Genomic DNA, 20316 nt, shown 5'->3' with positions numbered 1-20316 from the left:
CGCGGCACCGCGGGGCGAAAACCCCGGAACCCGAGCCCGCAGTGCGAGTTAAGATCCGCGACCAAGCCATCTGTGCAGGTCGGGGGAGATCAGTCGTGGTTGGAACATCCAGAGCCTCGTTCAACATCCTGGGCTCGATCGAGGCGTGGTTCGGCGGAGAGCGGGTGCGGCTGGGCGGTCCCAAAGCCGAACGCCTGCTGGCCGCCCTCCTGTTGGAGGCGGGCCGGGTCGTCCCGGTCAGCAGGCTGGTGGAGGCGGTCTGGGAGGAGAATCCGCCCGAGACCGCCCCGCACCGGGTGCGCAAGAGCGTGGCGGAGCTGCGCGAGCGCATCCCGGGCGGTCCCGCACTGCTCCTGACGGACGGCCCGGGGTACCGCATCGCCGTCGACGACGACCAGGTCGACGCGGTCCGCTTCCGCTCCCTGCTCGGACGCTCCCGCGAGGCCTCGGCCCGCGGCGACGGGCAGCAGGCCGTCGAGCTGCTCCAGGAGGCGCTGGCGCTGTGGCGCGGGGACGTGCTGGCCGGCGAAGGGGGCCGGGTCGTCCAGGCGGCCGCCCGCTCGCTGGACGAACAGCGGACGGCCGCGCTGGGCGAGCTCTACGCCCTGCGGCTGTCCCTCGGCGGGGCTGCGGCGATCGTGTCGGATCTGCGCGACGCGGTCGAGCGGGACGCCTACGACGAGAACCTGCGGGGCCTGCTGATGCTCGCCCTGTACCGGACGGGACGCCAGGCCGAGGCCATCGAGGAGTTCGGACGGGTCCGCGAGCTCCTGGCGGCGGAACTCGCCGTGGACCCGAGCCCGCGGCTCTGCCGACTCCACGAAGCCATCCTGCGCGGAGATCCCGAACTGGCGGACTCCGAGGGCCCGGCGGCGGCCCCGGCCGCCGACTCCGGCCTGCCCAGGCCGACTCCGGCCACCCTCCCCTACGACCTGGAGGACTTCAGCGGCCGCGCCCCGGAGCTCGAACGCATCCTGCGGCTGGCCCGATGTCCGTCCGGGCACGGACCGCGGATCGTCGCGGTCGACGGCATGGGGGGCGTCGGGAAGAGCGCGCTGGTCGTCCGCGCGGGGCACCTGCTCGCGGACGAGTACCCCGACGGACACCTCTACGCGGATCTGCACGGGTTCACCCCGGCCCACCAGGCGGAGGCGCCGGGCCAGGTGCTGGACGTCCTGCTCCGCTGCATGGGGATCCCCGGCGACCGCATCCCCGAGGATCTCGACGGCCGGATGCTCACCTGGCGCAGCGTCAGCGCCGACCGGCGACTCCTGGTGATCCTCGACAACGCGGCGAACAGCGCCCAGGTACGGCCACTGCTGCCCGCCTCGCCCGGCTGCCTGGTCCTGGTGACCAGCAGGACCAGGCTGCGGGACCTGGACGGCGCGGAGCCGCTCTCGCTCGCCCCGCTCACCGAGGACGAGGGGACCGCCCTGATCGCCGAGGTCCTGGGCTCGGCCTGGGCCTCCACCGAGTCCGCCGCCGCAGCCGCGCTGGTCCGCGCCTGCGGCGGCCTTCCACTCGCCCTGCGGATCGCCACGGCGCGGCTGCGTCATCGGGCGCACTGGGATCTCGCGCACCTGGTGGACCGGCTCACCGAGGCGGCCACCCCGCTGGAGGAGTTGAGCTCCGGCGAGCGCAGTGTGAGCGCGAATCTCCAGCTCTCCTACGTGGCGCTGCGGCGTGAGCACCAGCGGGCGTTCCGGTTGCTGGGCATCCACCCCGGTGGCGACCTGGACGTGCGGTCCGCCGCCGCGCTGCTCGGCAGCTCGGTGCTGCAGGCAGAGCGGACCCTGGAGCTGCTGCTCGACGTGCACCTGCTCCAGCAGCACGAGCGCGGCCGGTACACCTTCCACGACCTCGTCCGGAACTTCGCGGCGACCCTGTGCACCGCGCAGACGGCGCGGGAGGACCGGGCGGCCGTCCAACGCCTGCTGGACTACTACGTCGTGGCCGCCGAAGCCGCCGGGGACGTGCTCTTCCCGGGACGGGCCCGATACCGGCTGGGCCGACCCGAGACGGTTCCGGAGCCCGCCGGGATCGACACCGCCGACGCGGCATTGCACTGGTTCCGCCAGGTCTGGCGCAACCTCGTCGCCGGCGTGCACACGGCCGAGGCGGAGGGTTTCGACCAGCAGGCCGCCCTGCTCACCCGCACCCTCAGTGCCTACCTCCGACTCCAGGACTACTACAGCGAGTCCTTCGCCGTGGGCGAGGTGTCGGTCCGTGCGGCCAAGCGCCTGGGCGTCCCCGGGCTGCTGCGGCTGAGCCTGACGAACCACGCACTCGCCTACTGGGCGGGCGGCGACTACACGGAGGGCATCGCCCTCCTGGAGGAGGCGCTGGCGATCGCCGCCGCCAACGGCGACCGGCCCGGTGAGGCCCGGTGCCTCACCCGACTCGGCCTGTTCCACAACGCCGCCGGCGATCCGGCCACGGCGCTCGTGCGGTTGAAGAGCGCCCTGGAGGTCCACCGGGAGCTGTCCGACCTGCGGGAGGAGGCGCTGACGCTGACCTATGCCACCGAGTCCAGCAACATGCTCTGCCGTCACGACGAGGCCCGCTGGTTCGCCGAGACCGCACTGGCGATAGCGCGACAGCTGGGGGACGTGAAGAGCGAGGTGGTATCCCTCCTGGACCTCGCCGGATCCTGCGCGGGGGAGGACAGCTGGCAGGCTTGCGTGGACTACCTCTCGACGGCCGAGCCGCTCTGCGAGCGGCTCGGAACGCCGTCGCTGGGCCGACTCGCCGCGGCCCGCAAGGCACTGGCCCTGCAACGGCTCGGGGAAACCGACCAGGCCGATGCCCAGATCCGGCTGGCGGTCCGCGAGGGGCGGGAGCGGTCCAACAGGCGGGAGGCGACGATCGAGAACATCGTCGGGGCCGCTCTGCACGGCCTGGGGCGCCGCCGCGAGTCGCTCGAACACCACACCCGGGCCCTGGGTCTGGCCGCCGGGGACCGCCATGGGCAGGCCGTCGCGCTCGACGGCATGTCAGCGGCGCTGCACTCGCTGGGCGATGCCGAGACGTCAGCCGTGCACCGACGGGCGGCGGACCGGTTGTTCGAGCAGATCGGAACGCAACGCTGTTGTCGGCGCCGCCTCTGAGGCCCGTCCTGCTCAGAGTCCCGAGACGGCCGTGCCTTCGTTGCTCGGGTCGTCCCCCAGGGGCACGCTGACGGCACGGGAGTGCGGAGCAACCGTGGCGGTTGCCGCGTCCGTGCACGCCACCAGCACGGCGAGAACAGCGATCAGCAGAGCGGGGGCGAGGCGGCGCAAGGCGAATCCTTCCAGGTGAGCGGGTCGTTCGGACGCGCTCACGCTCGCAGTCGATGTTCCCGGACCCTTCCGCAGCAGGTCCGGGAACATCGACTGCCGGACGGGCCTTACGCCCGGAAGCAGCCCCAGGGCTCCGGGACGGCCTCGACCGCCGCCCTGAGCACCTGACCGGCGTCGCGCACATCGACGCGGACGCCGTCGCGGATCGCCTGCGCGGCTCGCCGGACGGCCGAACTGGTGTCAGGTCCGGTGACCGCGACGACGCCCAGCCGCTGCCCGGCCTCCTCGTGCCCTCGGAGCCGGTCGCCGGGCCGGACGGTGAGGTGCACCCGGAGCACGCCGTCGTACCCGGCTCGTAGCGAGTCCGCCCGCACCGACTCCACCACTCCCGGCCCGCCGACCACCGCGCGGGCACAGGCCCCGGCGTACGCGTGGAGGTCACCCGGCAGTTCCTCCAGCAGGCGGAACGGGCGACCGAGGGCGTGGGCCACGAGATCGACGCCGTAGGCCGCGTGCACCAGCTCGTGCAGGAGCTCCTCGTTCTGCGGGTTCTGACTGTCGGTCACGGTTGTGCCGCGGGCGGTGAGCCGGACCGCGGTGTGGCAGACGCCGTCCTCGAATCCGACGAGGTCCAGGAAGCGGACGACTGCGGCGCGTATCTGCTGCTCGTCGCGGGCGTTGAGCCGGGCCGGCACAGCGTGGCCCAGTGCGGTGAAGTGGTTCGGCGAGAGGAACGTCTCGGTGATCGCCACGACGACGTGGCGTCCGGCGAAGCTGAACGACGCGACGCCGAACTCCGGTCCGTCGAGGTATTCCTCCATCAGGAAGTCCCGGGCGCCACGTTCGCACACCTCTCGCCACACGCGCTCGGCGGCCTGCGGGCCGTCCACCCGCAGGAAGTCCGCAGCGGGTCCGACACGGGGCCGCACGACGTACGGGTAGCCGTACCGTGCGCCAAAGGCGTCCAGGTCGTCCCGCTCCGCCAGGGGCGCGGCACCCGGCAGGAGAGCGCCGGCGCCGACGAGCTGCCGGTGCGTCTCGCGCCTGTCGCGCATCCGGTGGGCGACGGCGTATCCGGTGCCTCCCAGGCGGAACAGGTCGTTGATCCGGCCCGCGTTCTCCAGTCCGGCACCGGTGAGCGACACGGCGGCCGAGAGGCCTGCCCAGGCGTGCAGTTCGCGGACCACCGGTTTCAGGCGGCCCCAGTCGCGGTAGTCGACGAAGCGAACCGCGTCTGCCGCAGTGCACCGCACTTCGGCGGCCTCGTGCGGTTGTTCCACCAGGAGCGTCCGCAGCCCGAGCTGCTTGGCTGTGCGGACGGCCTCGTCGGTAGCCCCCAGCAGGAGCACGGTGGGTGTCGGGATCACGGTCGGCCTCGGGCGGGGGGTGAGGGGGAAGCGGGCAGCGGATGCCATGACAGGTCCTCATCATGGCGGTTCCCGGCGCTGTTCCGTTCCCGATGCATTCCTCCCACCGGGATGAGTGTCAACTCCTTTTCCTGGCTGACGCGTTCGGTGGGTGTCCGGATCGCGGGCGGTGACTGCCTCCCGGTTGCGGTTCGATCACAGCGTGTCCGTTTGGTGAAGCAATGGGGGAGTCGCGTGGATTGCCGCGTTGTTGGCGAGAGCGGTGATCTCTCATAATTTCAGCTGACTGGTACTACGGCCGATGTACGCGCGGCGGCCCGGCCGCTTCCGCCATGCCGGCGTGAAGTACCGCATCTTTGCGCTCTTTACTCCTGGGGGGAGTCCCTTGTCCGCGCCCGACCCTGCCGGCGATCATCCGCCGGTGCCCGAGATCGAGCCCGAGCCCGTCCCGGTGCCCGAGATCGAGCCCGAGCCCGTCCCGGTGCCCGAGATCGAGCCCGAGCCCGAGACCGTGTCCGACCCCGCGCCGGTCGCCGAGGCGCCCGCGCCGCGTCGGCTGCCGCGGGCCGCGGTGGTCACGCTGGCCACCCTCGGCCTGCTGGCCGTCACCGCGGGCAGTGCCGCCGTCACCGTGCTGGTCGGCAAGCCCGACCACCGGCACACCGTCGCCACCGCCCCGGCCGCTGCGGGTGTCCCCGGCGCGAGCGCGTCCCCGTCCGCCGCGCCCACCGCGAGCGCGGCGCCGGTCCCCGTCCCCTCCCAGTCGCTCGTCCCGTCGCCCAGCAGCACGCTGCACGGCACGGTCAGCGGCAGTACCCACGGCGGCGACCTGCGCTACTTCCTGGTCCCGATCCCCGACGGCGGCGAGTCCTACGGCTCGGCCGACGGTGCCGCGCTGACCGCCGACGACGTGGCCAAGGACTACAGCGACTCCACGGACATCAAGAGCATCCTGGACTCCTACGGCTACCAGGAGAGCGTCTACCGCAAGTACCGCACGGTCGACGGCAGGGTCGAGGTCTCGGCGCGGCTGATGCGCTTCTCCTCGGCCTCCAACGCCAGGCAGTTCGCCGCCAACGCCACCTTCTCCAAGGGCGACAGCTTCGACCTGGACGGCGACAGCGGGGGCCGCGGCTACATCTTCAAGCCCGACCAGCAGGCGTTCTCCGGCCACCTGATCGGCGTCTCCTCGGTCGGCGACGTCGAGTACGAGGTGAGCGTCGACGTGAAGGGCGACCCGGACAAGGCGCTGCTCACGGATGCGATGAAGCGTCAGCGCGATCGGCTCTCCAGTGCCGGTTGAGCCCACGCCCGCCGAGGGCCCGACCGCTGACTCGGCCGACTCCCCCGACTCCCCTGAATCCTCTCCTTCCGCGCTGGAGCCCTCCCTGAGCACCGAGACCGCCGCCGAGACCGGTGCTGAGACGGCCGCCGCGCCCGCCGCCGCGCCCGCCGCCGCGCCCGAGACTGTGCTCGATGAGCCGGCCGTCGAGCCGCCGCCGCCGGCGCGCGGGCGCCGCCCCCGTACCGCGCTGCTGCTGGTCGCCGCCCTGCTGCTCGGCCCGGTGATCGGCAGCGGCGTCGGCTACGCGATCCAGGCGAACCGCCCGCCGACCCCGCTGCCGCCGCTCCAACTGAGCGTCCTGCCGCACTACCCGAACACGGTCCTCGACGCCAAGGCCGCCGCCGACGCCGCGCCCAAGCCGCTCGCCATCGACGGTGACCTGCGCAAGCTGCTGGTCAGCAAGCCCGCCGACGCCCAGGACTGGGACGACTTCGGGTCCCTGGACGGCGACGGCTGGATCTCCGTCGCGGACCTCGCCCGCAGCCGGGGCGACTCCGCCATGCAGTTCCGGCTCATGCTGGGCGACGGGCTGCGCCGGGCGGCGGTCGTGTCCTGGCAGAAGGGCGACGCCAAGTACCTGGTCAAGCTGACCCAGTACGGCCCGGACAACGCGGACACGGCGATCACGGACGTGACCGGCCTGGGCGGGATGGTGTCGCACCCGTTCGCCAACGGCATGGAGGGTGGCTTCGGCGTGTACGAGAAGCCGCTGACCTACACCGAGACGACGACTCAGTACTACTACGCGCTCGCCAAGGCTCGCCGGGGCAACGTCCTGGTGAGCGTCGAGGAGTTCTCCTCCTCCGCGGTCGGCGCCGACGACGTCAAGGACATCGCGCAGCGGCAGTGGGAGCAGTTGGCATGAGCGACCTGGAGAACCCCACCGTCCCCGTCCCGGACGCGGTCCCTGCGCCGGACGCCGTCCCGGAGCCCATCCCGGAGCCCACCCCAGCGTCCGCACGCGGACGTCGCGGGCTCGCCCTGCGGGTGGCCGCCGCCGTCGTCGCCGCCGCCCTCGCGGGGGTGGGCATCGGCGTCGGCATCATCAAGGTGACGTACGACGACGCCCCGCAGGCCGCGGCCGCCGCCGCCCCCCAGGGCGTCGCGGCCGCCCCCGCGCAGCCGCACCCGTACGGCGCCCAGGCGAACGGCACCCACTTCGGCTCGCTGCTGGACCTGCTCCTCCCCGTCCCGGCCGGCTACAAGCTCGGTCCGGACGACGGTGCCGCGGGCAACGACGCCGAGCTGACGCCGGACCAGGTCGCCGCCGCCCTCGACGACAGCGTCAAGGACCTGCCCAAGACCGAGCGGGACAAGGCCAAGGGCGTCCTGCAGGGGATGAAGGTCAAAGGGGAGGGCGTGCGCACCTTCCGCTCGTCGACCGGTGACATGGCGCTGTACCTGCGGCTCAGCCAGTTCAACCAGAAGTCGGTGGAGGCGGAGAGCGCCTTCGAGGGCGCGCTGGGGTCGGAGACCGGCCTGTTCCGGCTGGGGCCGGAGGTGCCGGGCCATCCCGAAGCCCACTGCTTCCTGCCGCCGGCCGAGCCGGGGGATCCGATCGACGAGCTGGACTGCACGGCCGCCGTCGGCGACCTGCTGGTCGAACTGCACGTCGCAGGCGTCGCGCCGCTGCCCAAGGCCGAGGCCGTGTCCGTCTTCCGTCAGCAGCTCGACCGGCTGGCCCTTCCCGGAGCGACCGTATGAGTGAGCAGAACCCGACCGCCGAGACCGAGCCCGACCAGCCCGTCGAAGCCGTCGAAACCCTCGAAACCCTCGAAACCCTCGAAACCCTCGAAACCCTCGAAACCGAGGCGCCCGAGCCCGACCGGCCCTCGGCACGCCGTCGCCCGCGCACCGCCACCGTCGTGCGCTGGACCGCCGCCGTCCTGCTCCTCGTGGGCAGCGGCACGGCCGCCGCCTTCGGCGTGACCGCCCCCGCGCGGACCGACATCCCGGGCCTGGCCACGCCGAACGACGGCCGCTACAGCTTCGCGCCGCTGACGCTGCCCCCGCTGCCGTCCGGCAGGTCCACGCCCGCCGCCGGCGACCAGGGGCACCGCCACTACGCGGATCTGCGCAGCCTGGTACTGCCCCCGCCCAAGGGCGCGGTCACTCCGGTGCTCACCGCCGCGCCCGCCGCGTCCTCCTCCCCCTCGCCTACTTCCTCACCGTCAGCCTCCCCTTCCCCGGCCGCCACCGCCGCGCAGCCGACCGCCCACTGGGCCGCCTGCGGCGACTTCGCCAAACTGGACGCCAACCCGGCCCAGTTGGCGGTGATCGTCACCGAGAACGCCTGCCGCGCCGCCGCCACCCAGGTGTGGACGGCAGCGGCCGACGGCACCCGCACCGAGCTGTGGCTGCAGAGCTTCGGTTCGCAGGACGAGGCCCACCAGTACTACCTCGAACTCACCACCAGGAGCGCGCCCAAGGACGTCCCGCAGCCGATGACCGTGCCGAACGACACGCCCCTGAGCGGTCTTTCGGACGCCTTCCCGCGAGCCAGCGGCCAGAGCGGCACGGGCGGCACACAGCCCGTCGGCCGGTTCGCCTACCTCGAATCGGGTGACATCGTCGCGACCGTCCTGATGACCAACCCGGTCGGCGTCGGCGACCAGCCCTTCCAACAGGTCGTCACCCTGCAGTCCGACCTGCTGAACTGACCGCCTCGGTCGGCCGGTTCGCGACCGGTCCGGGCCCGTCCCCAGGACCCCTAGGGGCAGGCCCGGTCCACTCATCCCAGAGGATGATCGACCCCTCGTCATCCCAGCTCATGCGGCCGGTCGCGGGTACGGACTAGGTTCGCACCGTGTCCACTTCGTCCCCGGTCATCAGGACCGACGGCCTCACCAAGCGGTTCCCCTCCGTCACCGCGCTGGATCAGCTCACCGTAGAGGTGCAGCCCGGCGTGGTGGGGCTGGTGGGGGCGAACGGTGCAGGCAAGTCCACGCTCATCAAGATCCTGCTGGGCCTGGCCCCGGCCACCTCCGGGACCGGCCAGGTCCTCGGGCTGGACATCGCCACCGAGGGCTCGGCGATCCGCGAGCTGGTGGGCTACATGCCCGAGCACGACTGCCTGCCGCCGGACGTCTCCGCCACCGAGTTCGTGGTGCACATGGCCCGGATGTCCGGACTGCCGGCGTCGGCCGCCCGCGAGCGGACGGCGGACACGCTGCGGCACGTCGGCCTGTACGAGGAGCGGTACCGCCCGATGGGCGGCTACTCCACCGGCATGAAGCAGCGGGTGAAGCTCGCCCAGGCCCTGGTCCACGACCCGCGGCTGGTCCTGCTGGACGAGCCGACCAACGGCCTCGACCCGGTCGGCCGCGACGACATGCTCGCGCTGATCCGCCGGGTGCACAGCGACTTCGGCATCTCGGTGCTGGTCACCACCCACCTGCTCGGCGAGTTGGAGCGGACCTGCGACCACCTGGTGGTGATCGACGGCGGCCGACTGCTCCGCTCGTCCTCCACCGCCTCCTTCACCGAGGCCACCCAACTGCTGGCCGTCGAGGTCACCGACCGGCCGGACGACGCGGGCTTCGACGCCGACGCCGCCGTCCAGGAGCGCCTCACCGCCGCCGGGCTGACCGTCCGGACGGACGGCGCGCGGATCCTCCTGGTGGACATCGCCGGCGAGGAGACCTACGACATCATCCGCGACACCGTCGCCGACCTCGGGCTCGGCCTGGTCCGCCTGGAACAGCGCAGGCACCGCGTCTCCGAGATCTTCACCCAGGAGGCAGCCGATGTCCGCACCGTCTGAACCGGCCGACACCCCGACGGCCGCCCGCAGCGGCGCCGGCGTCATCCACGACATCGGCTACCGCGGCTACCAGGGCCCGCGGCTGGGCCGCGCGTACGCCACCCGCTCGCTCTTCGTGCAGGGGCTGCGCGGGGCGTTCGGCCTCGGCCGGTCGGGTCGGTCCAAGGTCCTGCCGATGCTGATCCTGGCGGCGATGGTGGTGCCGGCGGCCGTGCTGGTGGCGGTGACCGTCCTCATGAAGCGCACCGACCAGCCGATCGACTACCCGCAGTACCTCGCCACCTTCGGACTCTTCAGCGAGATCTTCCTGGCGGCCCAGGCGCCGGTGCTGCTCTCCCGCGATCTGCGCAACGCCACGGTGCCGCTGTACTTCTCGCGTCCGATCACCCGCGGCGACTACGTGCGGGCCAAGGCCGCCGCGATGGTCGCGGCGATGCTGATCGTGACGGTGCTCCCGCTGCTGGTGCTGTACGTCGGCGCGTTGCTGGCGGGCCTGGACTTCGGGCACAACACGACCCACCTCGGCTACGGGCTGCTGGCGGCGCTGCTGTACTCCGTGGTGCTGTCCGCGGTCGGCCTGCTGATCGCGGCGAGCACTCCGCGGCGGGGCTTCGGGGTGGCCGCGATCATGGGCTTCCTGGTGGTCAGCGGCGGTGTGGCGGGCGTCGTGGAGGCAGTGCAGAGCGGTCCTCCCACGGCCGCCTCCTCTGCCGACTGGGCCTTCCTGATCTCGCCGAGCGACCTGGTGGAGCGCTTCGTCAACCACGTGTGCGGCCTGGTCCAGTCGTCGTCGTCGAGCTTCGGTGACACGCCCGGGACGCTCGGCGCGGTGGTCTTCGGGCTGGAGATGGTCGTCATCGTGGCCGGTGCGTACGCCCTGCTGCTGCGCCGCTACCGGAAAATCTGAGAGGGCGTCATGGCCGTCATCACCATCGACAAGGTCTCCCGCTGGTTCGGCAACGTGGTCGCCGTCAACGACGTCTCGATGTCGATCGGTCCGGGTGTCACCGGCCTGCTCGGGCCGAACGGCGCGGGCAAGTCCACCCTCATCCACCTGATGAGCGGCTTCCTGGCCCCCTCGGCGGGCACGGTCACGCTGGACGGCGCGCGGATCTGGCGCAACCAGGAGGTCTACCGCGAGATCGGGCTCGTCCCGGAGCGGGAGTCGATGTACGACCACCTGACCGGCTGGGAGTTCGTCCTCGCCAACGCCGAGCTGCACGGCTTGATCGGCCCGGCCGGCGCCGCCAAGCGGGCGCTGGCCCTGGTCGACATGGAGTACGCGCAGGACCGGCCGACGGGGACGTACTCCAAGGGCATGAAGCAGCGCGTCAAGATGGCCTCCGCGCTGGTCCACGATCCGTCCGTGCTGCTGCTCGACGAGCCGTTCAACGGGATGGACCCGCGCCAGCGGATCCAGCTGATGGACCTGCTGCGCCGGTTCGGCGTCGAGGGCCGCACGGTGCTCTTCTCCTCGCACATCCTGGAGGAGGTCGAGCAGCTGGCCCGGCACATCGAGGTGGTGGTGGCCGGCCGGCACGCGGCCTCGGGCGACTTCCACCGGATCCGCCGGCTGATGACGGACCGTCCGCACCGCTACCTGGTGCGCTCCAGCGACGACCGGCGGCTGGCCGCGGCCCTGATCGCGGACGCCTCCACCGCCGGGATCGAGCTCGACTGGAAGGAGCGGGCGCTGCGCGTCCAGGCGATCGACTTCCAGGGGTTCACCACCCTGCTGCCCAGGGTCGCGAAGGAGGCCGGGATCCGGATCCTCACCGTCTCCCCGGCGGACGAGTCCCTGGAGAGCGTCTTCTCCTACCTCGTCTCCTCCTGACCCGTTCCCCACCTGCGCGTCCGAACCGAAAGGATCCACCCCCGTGCTGCAATCCCCAGTGCAGGGCACCGTCGCCCGGCTGACCGTCCGAGGTCTGCTGGGCAGGCGGCGCGGCATCCTGCTGGCGGTCGCGCCGGCGCTGCTGCTGTTGATGTCGGCCGTCGCGGCGTCCTCGAACGGCGACATGCACGAGCTGACCGTCACCATCCTCGCCCGGCTGGGCCTGGGCACCCTGGTTCCGCTGCTCGGTCTGGTGGTCGGCACCGGCGTGATCGCCACCGAGATCGACGACGGCTCGATCGTCTACCTGCTGGCCAAGCCGCTGCCGCGCTGGCGGATCGTCACCACCAAGCTCACCGTGGCGGTGCTCACCATCTGGCTGTTCTCCGCCGTGCCGACCCTGCTGGGCGGCCTGCTGATGTACGGGACCAAGGACGGCCTGGCGGTCGCCCTCACGCTCGGCACCATGGTGGCGGGCGCCGCCTACGCCGCGCTCTTCCTGCTGCTCGGCGTGGTCTCGCGCAACGCGGTGGTGATCGGGCTGGCGTATGCGCTGATCTGGGAGAGCCTGATCGGCAACTTCGTCGAGGGCGCCAGGACCCTCAGCGTCCAGCAGTGGGGTCTCGCGGTTGCCAAGGCGGTGGCCTCGGACGGCACGCTGACGGCGGAGGTGGCGCTGGGCACCGCGGTGCCGCTGCTGCTGGTGGCCACCGCGGGGGCCATCGTCCTCGCCTCGGTGAAGCTGGCCGGCCTGACCCTGTCCTCGGACGACTGACGACGGAGGGCCGCCCCCAGGCCCGCCGCCCGCCCCGGACCTGCCGTCCGCCGCCCCCACCGTCCCGCTGCTACAGCGTCCGGCCGCGCCCCGCGCCCCAGCCCGCGACGGCCGCGGCACCCGCGAGCACCAGCAGCAGCACCAGCGGCACCGTCCAGCTGCCGGTCAGCTGGTGCAGCGCACCCGCGCCCACCGGCCCGGCGGCGGCGATCAGGTAGCCGACCGCCTGCGTCATTCCGCCGAGCTGCGCCGCCCCGGCCGCGCTGCCGGTCCGCAGCACGATGAAGGCCAGGGCCAGCCCGAGCGAGCCGCCCTGCGCCACGCCGAGCACGGTGGCCGAGACCCAGGCGCCGGACACCGGGGCGAGCAGCAGGACGCTGACCCCGACCGCGTTCAGCGCCGCCATCGCCACCGCGAGCCCGCGCTGACGGGTCATCCGGCCGGCGATCAGCGGCACCAGGAACGCGCCGGACACCTGCACCAGGTTGCTGTAGGCGAAGACCAGGCCGGACTCGTCCCGGCTCATGCCGTGGTCGGCCAGGATCGTCGGCATCCAGGCGACCAGGGTGTAGACCATCAACGAGGAGATGCCCATGAAGAGGCTGATCTGCCAGGCCAGCGGCGTCCGCCAGAGCCCGCTGATCGGCTTCGCCGCCGCCACGGCCGGGGTGGCCGCCACCGGCCCCGCGGCCACCGCGGCCCTCTCCTGGCGGGAGCGCAGCACCTGCGGCAGCCAGGCCACCGCCGCGACCAGCGCCAGCAGCGACCAGGCGCCCAGCGATGCCCGCCAGCCGCCGCCCAGCACGTGCTCCAGCGGCACCGAGGTCCCGGCGGCCAGCGTCGCGCCGACCAGCATGGTGGTCGAGTAGACCCCGGTCATCGCCGCGGCCTTCGCCGGGAACTCCCGCTTGACCAGTCCGGGCATCGAGACGTTCAGGACGGCGATCGCCACGCCGATCACCACGCAGCCCGCGTACAGCGCCGCCACCGAGGGCAGCACCCGCAGCAGGACGCCGGCGCCGAGCACCAGCACCGCGCCCAGCACCACGCGCTCGGTCCCGAAGCGGCGGGTGAGCCGCGGGGTGAGCGGCGCGCCCATGCCCTGGAACAGCACCGGCACGGTGGTGATCAGCCCGCTCGCGGTGGAGGAGAGGCCGAAGGTGTGCTGGATCTCCCCGACCATCGGCGAGATGGCCGCCAGGCAGGCCCGCATGTTCAGCGCGACCAGCAGGATCCCGGTGAGCAGCAGGGCGGGGTGCGCGAGCTTGGTGCGGACGGCGGAGACCGGCGTGAGCACCGGCTGCGGGGCACGGGTGATCGACAAGGTGGTGCACTTTCTGGAGACGCCTGCGCCGGGAAACGGCGGCAGGGAAAGACAACGGACGGACGGACGGCGGACGGACGCGCCGTGCGTTACTTCCGGGCCGCGAACTCGGCGAGCAGCTGCTCGACGGCGGCCGTCGGCTCGGCCAGCAGGGCGCGACACGCGACCTCGGCCTGCTCCGGGTCGCCGGCGGCGATGGCGTCGACCAGGGCCTGGTGGGTGGCCACGACCACCTCGGGCATCTCGTGGTCGCCGAAGGCCGTCCGCATGGACTCGCGGACGGAGGCGCTGAAGTAGCGGTAGACCTCGGTCAGTGCCGGGTTGTGCGCGGCCTCGACGATGGCGGTGTGGAACTCCAGGTCGTGCTCGACCGTGGCCTCCCGCTCGACCCGCTCGGTGTGCGAGGCGATCACCTCGGCCTCCCGGGCGAGCGCGGCCCGCATCCGGTCGAGGTCCTCGGGGGTGTGCCGGACGGCGGCCAGCCGGGCGGCCTCGGCCTCCAGCGCGGCACGGACCTCCAGCACGTCGCGGACGCCCGAGCGCTGTACACCGCGCAGGACGGAGGCGGGGTCGCTGGTGCTGCGGACGAAGGTGCCCTCGCCCTGCCGCGAGACCAGCATCCCGGCGTGCACCAGCACCCGGATCGCCTCCCGCACGGTGTTGCGCCCCACCTGCAACCGCTCGGCGAGCTCGTGCTCGGTCGGGATCTGCTCCCCGACCGCCCAGGTCCCGGCGGCCAGCCGCTCGCGCAGCTGCTCGATGGTGAGGTCCACCAGGGAGCGCCGCCCGGTGGCGTGCAGACTGTCGTTTCCGCTGGTCACCACGCCACCTCCTGTTCGAACCCACCCTGATCGACCGCTTGCCCGGTCATCCTACAACCAGTTGTCCTACAACTCATCCCGGGGTCCGTCGAAACTTCCGGTGCGAACAGCCAATGCTCCGCCGCCCCCGCCCTCACCGACCTGGTCGCGAGACCCTGCGGCTGACCTGCTGCGATGTCCGGCGGTCCCCCTGCGTCGTGACTTCGCGATCATGCCTTTATATGCTCCGCTGAGCTCCATGTGTCTGTACGCGATGAAACCGGCCCCGCTCAGGCGGCGCGGGACATTCGGAGGGCGCCGAGCGTTGCCACAGCGCGTGGCTGATCATGCCGCCGGTGAAGGGTGTACCAATGTCAGGCCATAGGGCGGGAGCGTCCGACCACGACGCGGGTTTGTACCGCGAGGAGGACGCCTCGTACGGCGCGGTGCCCGGGCAGCGTGCTCCGTCCGAGGGCGAGCAGCCGCGGACGGGCGGGCGTGCCGAGGCACGGCGGGCCCAGGGGCGGGGCGGGCGCGCCGGGGGCAACGGGCGCGGCGGCAGCGGCGGCGGGCGCGGGAGCACCGGGCGCGGGGGCAAGAAGAAGCGCAGCACCAAGAAGATCGTCGCCTGGACGGCCGCCTCGGCGGTGGTCCTGGTCGCGGCCGGCGGCGGGGCGGTCTACTACAAGCTCAACGGCAACATCACGACCTTCGACAAGGCCGGCATCAGCAAGGACCGCCCGGCGGCGGCCGCGGCCGACGCCAACGGTGACAAGCCGGTCAACGTCCTGCTGATCGGCTCAGACTCGCGCGGCGACGGCAACAGCGACCTCGGCGGCGGCGGTGACGCGGGCGCCCGTTCGGACACCACGATCCTTCTGCACGTCTACGCGGACCACAAGCACGCGGTCGGCGTCTCCTTCCCGCGCGACTCGCTGGTGGCGATACCGCCCTGCCTGGTGAACGGCAAGTGGACCGCGAAGCAGCCCAGTGCCATGTTCAACTCGGCCTTCGCGATGGGCAATACGGACAAGGGCAACCCCGCCTGCACGCAGAACACGGTGGAGGCCCTCACCGGGATGCGGGTCGACCACACCATGGTCGTGGACTTCAACGGCTTCGCCACGATGACCGCCGCGATCGGCGGCGTGCAGGTCTGCCTGCCGAACGCGGTCTACCAGGGTGACCTGGACCCCAACCTCGGCCACAAGGGCAAGCAGGTCTTCGCCAAGGGGCTCCAGGAGGTCTCCGGACAGTCCGCGCTGGACTACGTCCGGATCCGGCACGGCATCGGCGACAACTCGGACATCGGCCGGATGGCCCGCCAGCAGGCCTTTCTCTCGTCCATGATCAAGGACGTCAAGGGCAAGGGCATGGACCCGACCACGCTGCTGCCGCTGGCCGACGCCGCGACCAAGTCGCTGACCGTCGACCCGGACCTCAACACGGCGGCGAAGCTGCTCTCCTTCGCGCTGTCGATGAAGAGCATCGACCTGAAGAACATCAAGTTCATCACCACGCCCTGGCGCTACAACAAGGAGCGGGTGGACCTCGTCCACCCCGACGTCGAGAAGCTGTGGGCCGCGCTCAAGGCCGACCAGACGCTGGACGGCCAGGACGCCAGCGGCGGCCAGCAGCCCGACGCGCCCTCCGGCGGCGCCTCGCCCGCCGCGCCGGCCTCCGCCCCGGCGGCCGCCGCCGCGGACGTCAACGGCGCCGGCGCCCACGTCATGGTGCTCAACGGCACCACGACCAAGGGTCTGACGACCACGGCCTCGGCCAAGCTCAAGGACGCCCACTTCATGGTCTCCGGCACGGGCAACGCGCCGGCGCAGACCCACGACACCACGGTGATCCAGTACGGCGCCGCATCGGCGCAGGCCGCCCAGTCGCTGGCCCAGCTCTTCCCCGGCGCGACGCTGGAGAAGGGCAGCGCGGCCGGGCTGACCTTGACCCTGGGCAAGGACTACGCGGCCACCGCCGGCGGCTCCGCCCCGGCGGCCGGTGCCGCCTCCCCGGGCGCCCCGCGGCCCCGGCCCCGCTGCCGACCAGCATCAGCGACGCCGGCCGCACAGCCGCGGACGACCCCTGCAGCAACGTCTCCTACGGCTGAGCCTTAGGCCGGTCGGTCTTAGTCGCGAACGGGCCCGCTGCCGACCTGGCAGCGGGCCCGTCCGATATCCCGCATCAGCCGAAGAGGCGCTCCAGCACCAGCGCGACGCCGTCCTCGTCGTTGCCGGCGGTGACCTCGTCCGCGACCGCGAGCAACTCCTCGTGCGCGTTGGCCATCGCCACCCCGTACCCGGCCCACTGGAACATCGGCAGGTCGTTGGGCATGTCGCCGAACGCGATGGTGTCCGCCGCCTTCAGGCCCAACCGACGGGCCGCGATGGCCAGTCCGGTGGCCTTGGAGAGTCCCAGCGGCAGCAGCTCGACGATGCCGGGCCCGGCCACGGTGACCCCGACCAGGTGGCCGGCCAGCTGCGCGGCGATCGCGCCCAACTCGTCGTCCCCATAGCCCGGGCACTGGATGTAGAGCTTGCCGATCGGCGCGCTGACCAGCTCGGCGAAGGTGTCGACCCGGACCGTCGGCAGGTGCCCGATCGCCTGGTAGGTCGCCATCTCCAGCACCGCGCCGTCCAGGCCGTCCTGACTCGCCGCCACGGCGAGCGGGCCGATCTCGGCCTCGATCTTGGCGACGGCCGTCGCGGCCAGCGTGCGGTCCAGCGTCATCGAGGTGAGCAGCTTGTGCGCCCCGGCGTCGTACAGCTGCGCACCCTGCCCGCAGACCGCCAGGCCGGTGTAGCCGATCTGGTCGAATATCGGCCGCGACCAGACCGCGGAGCGGCCGGTGACCACGATGTGCACCGCACCCGCCGTCGTGGCGGTGGCCACGGCGGCGAGGGTGCGGGGGGAGACGGTCGTCCCCGTGGAGGTCAGCAGGGTGCCGTCCAGGTCGGTCGCGACCAACCGGTACGGCAGTCCCTGGACGGTCACTTGACCGGGTCCAGCGTGGTCCGGCCGCCGAGGTAGGGGCGCAGCGCCTCGGGGAGGACGACCGAGCCGTCCGCCTGCTGGTGGTTCTCCAGGATCGCCACGATGGTGCGCGGCACGGCGACCAGGGTGCCGTTCAGGGTGGCCAGCGGGCGGACCTTGCCCTCCTCGCGCATCCGGATGGAGAGCCGGCGGGACTGGTACTCGGTGGTGTTCGAGGTGGAGGTGACCTCGCGGTACTTGCCCTGGGTCGGGATCCAGGCCTCGATGTCGAACTTGCGCGCGGCCGAGGAGCCGAGGTCGCCGGAGGCGACGTCGATCACCCGGTAGGGCAGCTCGAGCGCGTTGAGGAAGTCCTTCTCCCACTGGAGCAGACGGCGGTGCTCGGCCTCCGCCTCCTCCGGGGTGGTGTAGACGAACATCTCCACCTTGTCGAACTGGTGCACCCGGATGATGCCGCGGGTGTCCTTGCCGTACGTCCCGGCCTCGCGGCGGAAGCAGGAGGAGAAGCCGGCGTAGCGCAGCGGCAGCTGGCCCGCCTCCAGGATCTCGTCCATGTGGTACGCCGCGAGCGGGACCTCGCTGGTGCCGACCAGGTAGCGGTCGTCCTGCTCCAGGAAGTAGACGTTCTCGGCGGCCTGGCCGAGGAAGCCGGTGCCGTCCATCGCGGCCGGCCGGACCAGGCTCGGCGTGATCATCGGGATGAAGCCGGCCTCGGTGGCCTGCGCCATCGCCATGTTGACCAGGGCCAGCTCCAGCAGCGCGCCGACGCCGGTCAGGTAGTAGGAGCGCGATCCGGCCACCTTGGCGCCGCGCTCGGTGTCGATCGCGCCGAGGATCTGGCCCAGCTCGACGTGGTCCTTGGGCTCGAAGCCCTCGGCCGCGAAGTCGCGCGGGGTGCCGATCTCCTCCAGCGTGACGAAGTCCTCCTCGCCGCCGACGGGGGCCGCCGGGTCGATCAGGTTCGCCAGCGAGCGGATCAGGCGCTCGGCCTCGTCCTTGGCCTCGCTCTGCTCGGCGTCCGCCGCCTTGACCTCGGCGGCCAGCGCGCCGGTGCGGGCCAGCAGGGCGGCCTTCTCGTCCCCCTGGGCCTTGGGGATCAGCTTGCCGAGCGTCTTCTGCTCATTGCGCAGCTCGTCGAAACGGGTGCTCGAAGACCGGCGCCGTTCGTCGGCGGAGAGCAGGGCGTCGACCAGGTCGACGTCCTCGCCACGGGCGCGCTGCGAGGCGCGCACTCGGTCAGGGTCCTCACGAAGCAGGCGAAGGTCAATCACGGGCCACAGCCTACCGGGGCGGGAGCGACCGGCCGGTACCTGTTTTTCCGGATCGGCCCGGCGCTGTCCACCGCGGCCTCCGCGCCCTGGGGATAACCACCCCAATCCTGTGGATAACTTGCCCACAGCGGCTGCGGGGCCTCATTTGTCCACAGGGCTGGGAGGTGGCCTGTGGATTGTGGTTCCTGAGAGAATCCTGGATCCAGAAATCAGGTTTCCAAGGTTTGAAACCTGAAATAAGCAGCTCGGCTGAGTTAATTTACCCACTCGGGCGGGTGATTTAAAGGCGGAAGGGTGACTCTGGTGTGATTAGTCCGATCCCGCCCACTAGGAGATGATCCGACCGGACTCATGAGTAGCTATGCCGTTTTGTCGACTCATCCCCAGGCCTGTGGATAACTTGCCCCAGAACGGCCTGTGGATGAGCAGCGGGCCAGTTCACCGGCCTGTGGATGACGGTGCGTGGCCGGGCGCTGACCAGCTTCCCGGGCGGTGTCACCCGGATGGGCGCGACATGAACGACCGGCGAACGAACCGGCCGTGGCGTCGTGTGGCGTCGAGTGGCGTCGTCCGGCCGGGCGTCAGAGTTCGGCGCGGCCGTCCAGGCAGCGCGCGAGCCAGTCGGCCGCGCGGTCGAAATCGTCGTCCGACGTCCCGGGCTGGCGGGCGGACGGGTCCCGCTGGTCCGCGCGGGGATAGGAGCCGAGGAACCGCACCTGCGGGCAGATCCGCCGCAACCCCATCAGCGCCTCGGAGACCCGCCGCTCGGTCAGGTGGCCCTCGCAGTCGATCGAGAAGCAGTAGTTCCCGAGTCCCTGCCCGGTGGGCCGGGATTCGATCCGCATCAGGTTGACCCCGCGCACCGCGAATTCCTGCAGCAGTTCCAGCAGCGCGCCGGGGTGGTCGTCCGGCAGCCAGACCACCATGGAGGTCTTGTCCGCGCCGGTCGGCGAGGAGACCCGCCCCGGCCGGCCGACCAGGACGAACCGGGTGGTCGCGTACGCGGCGTCGTGGATGTCGGTGACCAGCGGCTCCAGCCCGTACAGCGCGGCGGCGAACTCCCCCGCGAAGGCGCCGTCGAAGCGGCCCTCCTGCACCAGCCGGGCGCCGTCGGCGTTGGAGGCGGAGGCCTCCCAGCGAACCTCCGGGAGGTGGGCCCGCATCCAGTGCCGCACCTGCGGCTGGGCGACCGGGTGGCTGGTCACGGTCTTCACGTCGTCCAGCGTGGTGCCCGGGCGGACCAGCAGCGCGAAGCTGATCGGCAGCAGCACCTCGCGGTAGATCATCAGCGGGGTGCCGGTGGCCAGCTCGTCGATGGTGGTGGTGACCGCGCCCTCCACCGAGTTCTCGATCGCCACGAAGGCCCCGGCGGCCTCACCGGACCGGACGGCGTCCAGCGCGGCCTGCACCGAGGTGAGCGGCACCAGCTCCCGGGTCGCCGCCTCGGGCAGGGTGTGCAGGGCGGCCTCCGTGAAGGTGCCCTGGGGCCCGAGGTAGGTGTAGCGGGTGGCCGACATTTCGTGCCTTCCGGACGGTTTCACACAGCGATACCAGACCTGCCA

17 protein-coding genes are annotated in these 20316 nt (G+C 72.1%); 10 read left to right on the top strand and 7 right to left on the bottom strand.

The window, feature by feature from the left end; all coding sequences use genetic code 11:
- Nucleotides 1-95: 95 nt before the first annotated feature.
- Nucleotides 96-3107, top strand: a complete 3012-nt coding sequence (locus tag BS80_RS19540; protein WP_051966801.1) for an AfsR/SARP family transcriptional regulator — start codon at nucleotides 96-98, stop codon at nucleotides 3105-3107.
- A gap of 12 nt (nucleotides 3108-3119) precedes the next feature.
- On the opposite strand, the gene BS80_RS40895 is transcribed toward BS80_RS19540, so the two are convergent.
- Nucleotides 3120-3278: a hypothetical protein gene (locus BS80_RS40895; protein WP_157536390.1), complete on the bottom strand. Its 159-nt coding sequence runs from the start codon at nucleotides 3276-3278 to the stop codon at nucleotides 3120-3122.
- Nucleotides 3279-3385: 107 nt separating this feature from the next.
- Nucleotides 3386-4693: an ATP-grasp domain-containing protein gene (locus BS80_RS19535; RefSeq protein WP_051966800.1), complete on the bottom strand. Its 1308-nt coding sequence runs from the start codon at nucleotides 4691-4693 to the stop codon at nucleotides 3386-3388.
- Nucleotides 4694-5066: 373 nt separating this feature from the next.
- Here BS80_RS19535 and BS80_RS19530 point away from each other — a divergent pair, with 373 nt between their 5' ends.
- From BS80_RS19530 to BS80_RS19495, 8 genes are all read left to right on the top strand, one after another.
- Entirely contained in the window at nucleotides 5067-5948 is an 882-nt protein-coding gene (locus tag BS80_RS19530) for a hypothetical protein (RefSeq protein WP_157536388.1), read from the top strand.
- Complete coding sequence (locus BS80_RS37855) at nucleotides 5938-6855, top strand: hypothetical protein (RefSeq protein WP_051966799.1); 918 nt, start codon at nucleotides 5938-5940, stop codon at nucleotides 6853-6855. The genes BS80_RS19530 and BS80_RS37855 overlap by 11 nt, the downstream gene beginning before the upstream one ends.
- Nucleotides 6852-7694 carry a hypothetical protein gene (locus tag BS80_RS19520; protein WP_035799114.1) on the top strand — a complete coding sequence of 281 codons (843 nt, stop codon included), beginning with the start codon at nucleotides 6852-6854 and terminating at the stop codon, nucleotides 7692-7694. Before BS80_RS37855 ends, BS80_RS19520 begins: the two co-directional genes overlap by 4 nt.
- Complete coding sequence (locus tag BS80_RS19515; protein WP_035799112.1) at nucleotides 7691-8650, top strand: hypothetical protein; 960 nt, start codon at nucleotides 7691-7693, stop codon at nucleotides 8648-8650. Before BS80_RS19520 ends, BS80_RS19515 begins: the two co-directional genes overlap by 4 nt.
- A gap of 146 nt (nucleotides 8651-8796) precedes the next feature.
- Entirely contained in the window at nucleotides 8797-9753 is a 957-nt protein-coding gene (locus BS80_RS19510) for an ABC transporter ATP-binding protein (protein WP_035799110.1), read from the top strand.
- Nucleotides 9737-10660 (top strand): ABC transporter permease subunit, encoded by a 924-nt coding sequence (locus BS80_RS19505; RefSeq protein ID WP_035799107.1) that lies wholly within the window; start codon nucleotides 9737-9739, stop codon nucleotides 10658-10660. Before BS80_RS19510 ends, BS80_RS19505 begins: the two co-directional genes overlap by 17 nt.
- A gap of 9 nt (nucleotides 10661-10669) precedes the next feature.
- Nucleotides 10670-11587 (top strand): ABC transporter ATP-binding protein, encoded by a 918-nt coding sequence (locus BS80_RS19500; RefSeq protein WP_035799104.1) that lies wholly within the window; start codon nucleotides 10670-10672, stop codon nucleotides 11585-11587.
- Nucleotides 11588-11630: 43 nt separating this feature from the next.
- Nucleotides 11631-12362 (top strand): ABC transporter permease, encoded by a 732-nt coding sequence (locus tag BS80_RS19495; RefSeq protein WP_232246533.1) that lies wholly within the window; start codon nucleotides 11631-11633, stop codon nucleotides 12360-12362.
- Between the two features lie 70 nt (nucleotides 12363-12432).
- On the opposite strand, the gene BS80_RS19490 is transcribed toward BS80_RS19495, so the two are convergent.
- Both BS80_RS19490 and BS80_RS19485 read right to left on the bottom strand, forming a co-directional pair.
- Nucleotides 12433-13686 carry a CynX/NimT family MFS transporter gene (locus BS80_RS19490; RefSeq protein ID WP_232246532.1) on the bottom strand — a complete coding sequence of 418 codons (1254 nt, stop codon included), beginning with the start codon at nucleotides 13684-13686 and terminating at the stop codon, nucleotides 12433-12435.
- Nucleotides 13687-13775: 89 nt separating this feature from the next.
- Nucleotides 13776-14507: a FadR/GntR family transcriptional regulator gene (locus BS80_RS19485; RefSeq protein WP_232246628.1), complete on the bottom strand. Its 732-nt coding sequence runs from the start codon at nucleotides 14505-14507 to the stop codon at nucleotides 13776-13778.
- 350 nt (nucleotides 14508-14857) lie between these two features.
- On the opposite strand from BS80_RS19485, the gene BS80_RS19480 reads away from it, so the two are divergent.
- Nucleotides 14858-16606: an LCP family protein gene (locus BS80_RS19480; RefSeq protein WP_232246531.1), complete on the top strand. Its 1749-nt coding sequence runs from the start codon at nucleotides 14858-14860 to the stop codon at nucleotides 16604-16606.
- A 67-nt stretch (nucleotides 16607-16673) separates the two neighbouring features.
- Here BS80_RS19480 and BS80_RS19475 read toward each other — a convergent pair whose 3' ends face one another.
- From BS80_RS19475 to pheA, 3 genes are all read right to left on the bottom strand, one after another.
- On the bottom strand, nucleotides 16674-17483 hold the full coding sequence (locus BS80_RS19475) for an HAD family hydrolase (protein WP_035799101.1): 810 nt from the start codon (nucleotides 17481-17483) through the stop codon (nucleotides 16674-16676).
- On the bottom strand, nucleotides 17480-18754 hold the full coding sequence (gene serS, locus BS80_RS19470) for a serine--tRNA ligase (protein WP_083974916.1): 1275 nt from the start codon (nucleotides 18752-18754) through the stop codon (nucleotides 17480-17482). The genes BS80_RS19475 and serS overlap by 4 nt, the downstream gene beginning before the upstream one ends.
- Before the next feature lie 581 nt (nucleotides 18755-19335).
- A complete protein-coding gene (gene pheA, locus BS80_RS19465; protein ID WP_035799097.1) occupies nucleotides 19336-20271 on the bottom strand; it encodes a prephenate dehydratase in 936 nt (311 codons plus the stop codon).
- Nucleotides 20272-20316: the final 45 nt, after the last annotated feature.

Source organism: Kitasatospora mediocidica KCTC 9733 (assembly GCF_000744225.1).
GTDB lineage: Bacteria > Actinomycetota > Actinomycetes > Streptomycetales > Streptomycetaceae > Kitasatospora > Kitasatospora mediocidica.
Note: the sequence above shows the minus strand (reverse complement) of the source record. Positions and strands in the feature narration are given on the sequence as shown.

Coding starts and splice junctions, on each gene's coding strand:
- BS80_RS19500 (WP_035799104.1), top strand. CDS start 10,670: ATGGCCGTCATCACCATCGACAAGGTCTCCCGCTGGTTCGGCAACGTG.
- BS80_RS19535 (WP_051966800.1), bottom strand. CDS start 4,693: ATGGCATCCGCTGCCCGCTTCCCCCTCACCCCCCGCCCGAGGCCGACC.
- BS80_RS19515 (WP_035799112.1), top strand. CDS start 7,691: ATGAGTGAGCAGAACCCGACCGCCGAGACCGAGCCCGACCAGCCCGTC.
- BS80_RS19520 (WP_035799114.1), top strand. CDS start 6,852: ATGAGCGACCTGGAGAACCCCACCGTCCCCGTCCCGGACGCGGTCCCT.
- BS80_RS19505 (WP_035799107.1), top strand. CDS start 9,737: ATGTCCGCACCGTCTGAACCGGCCGACACCCCGACGGCCGCCCGCAGC.
- BS80_RS19480 (WP_232246531.1), top strand. CDS start 14,858: ATGTCAGGCCATAGGGCGGGAGCGTCCGACCACGACGCGGGTTTGTAC.
- pheA (WP_035799097.1), bottom strand. CDS start 20,271: ATGTCGGCCACCCGCTACACCTACCTCGGGCCCCAGGGCACCTTCACG.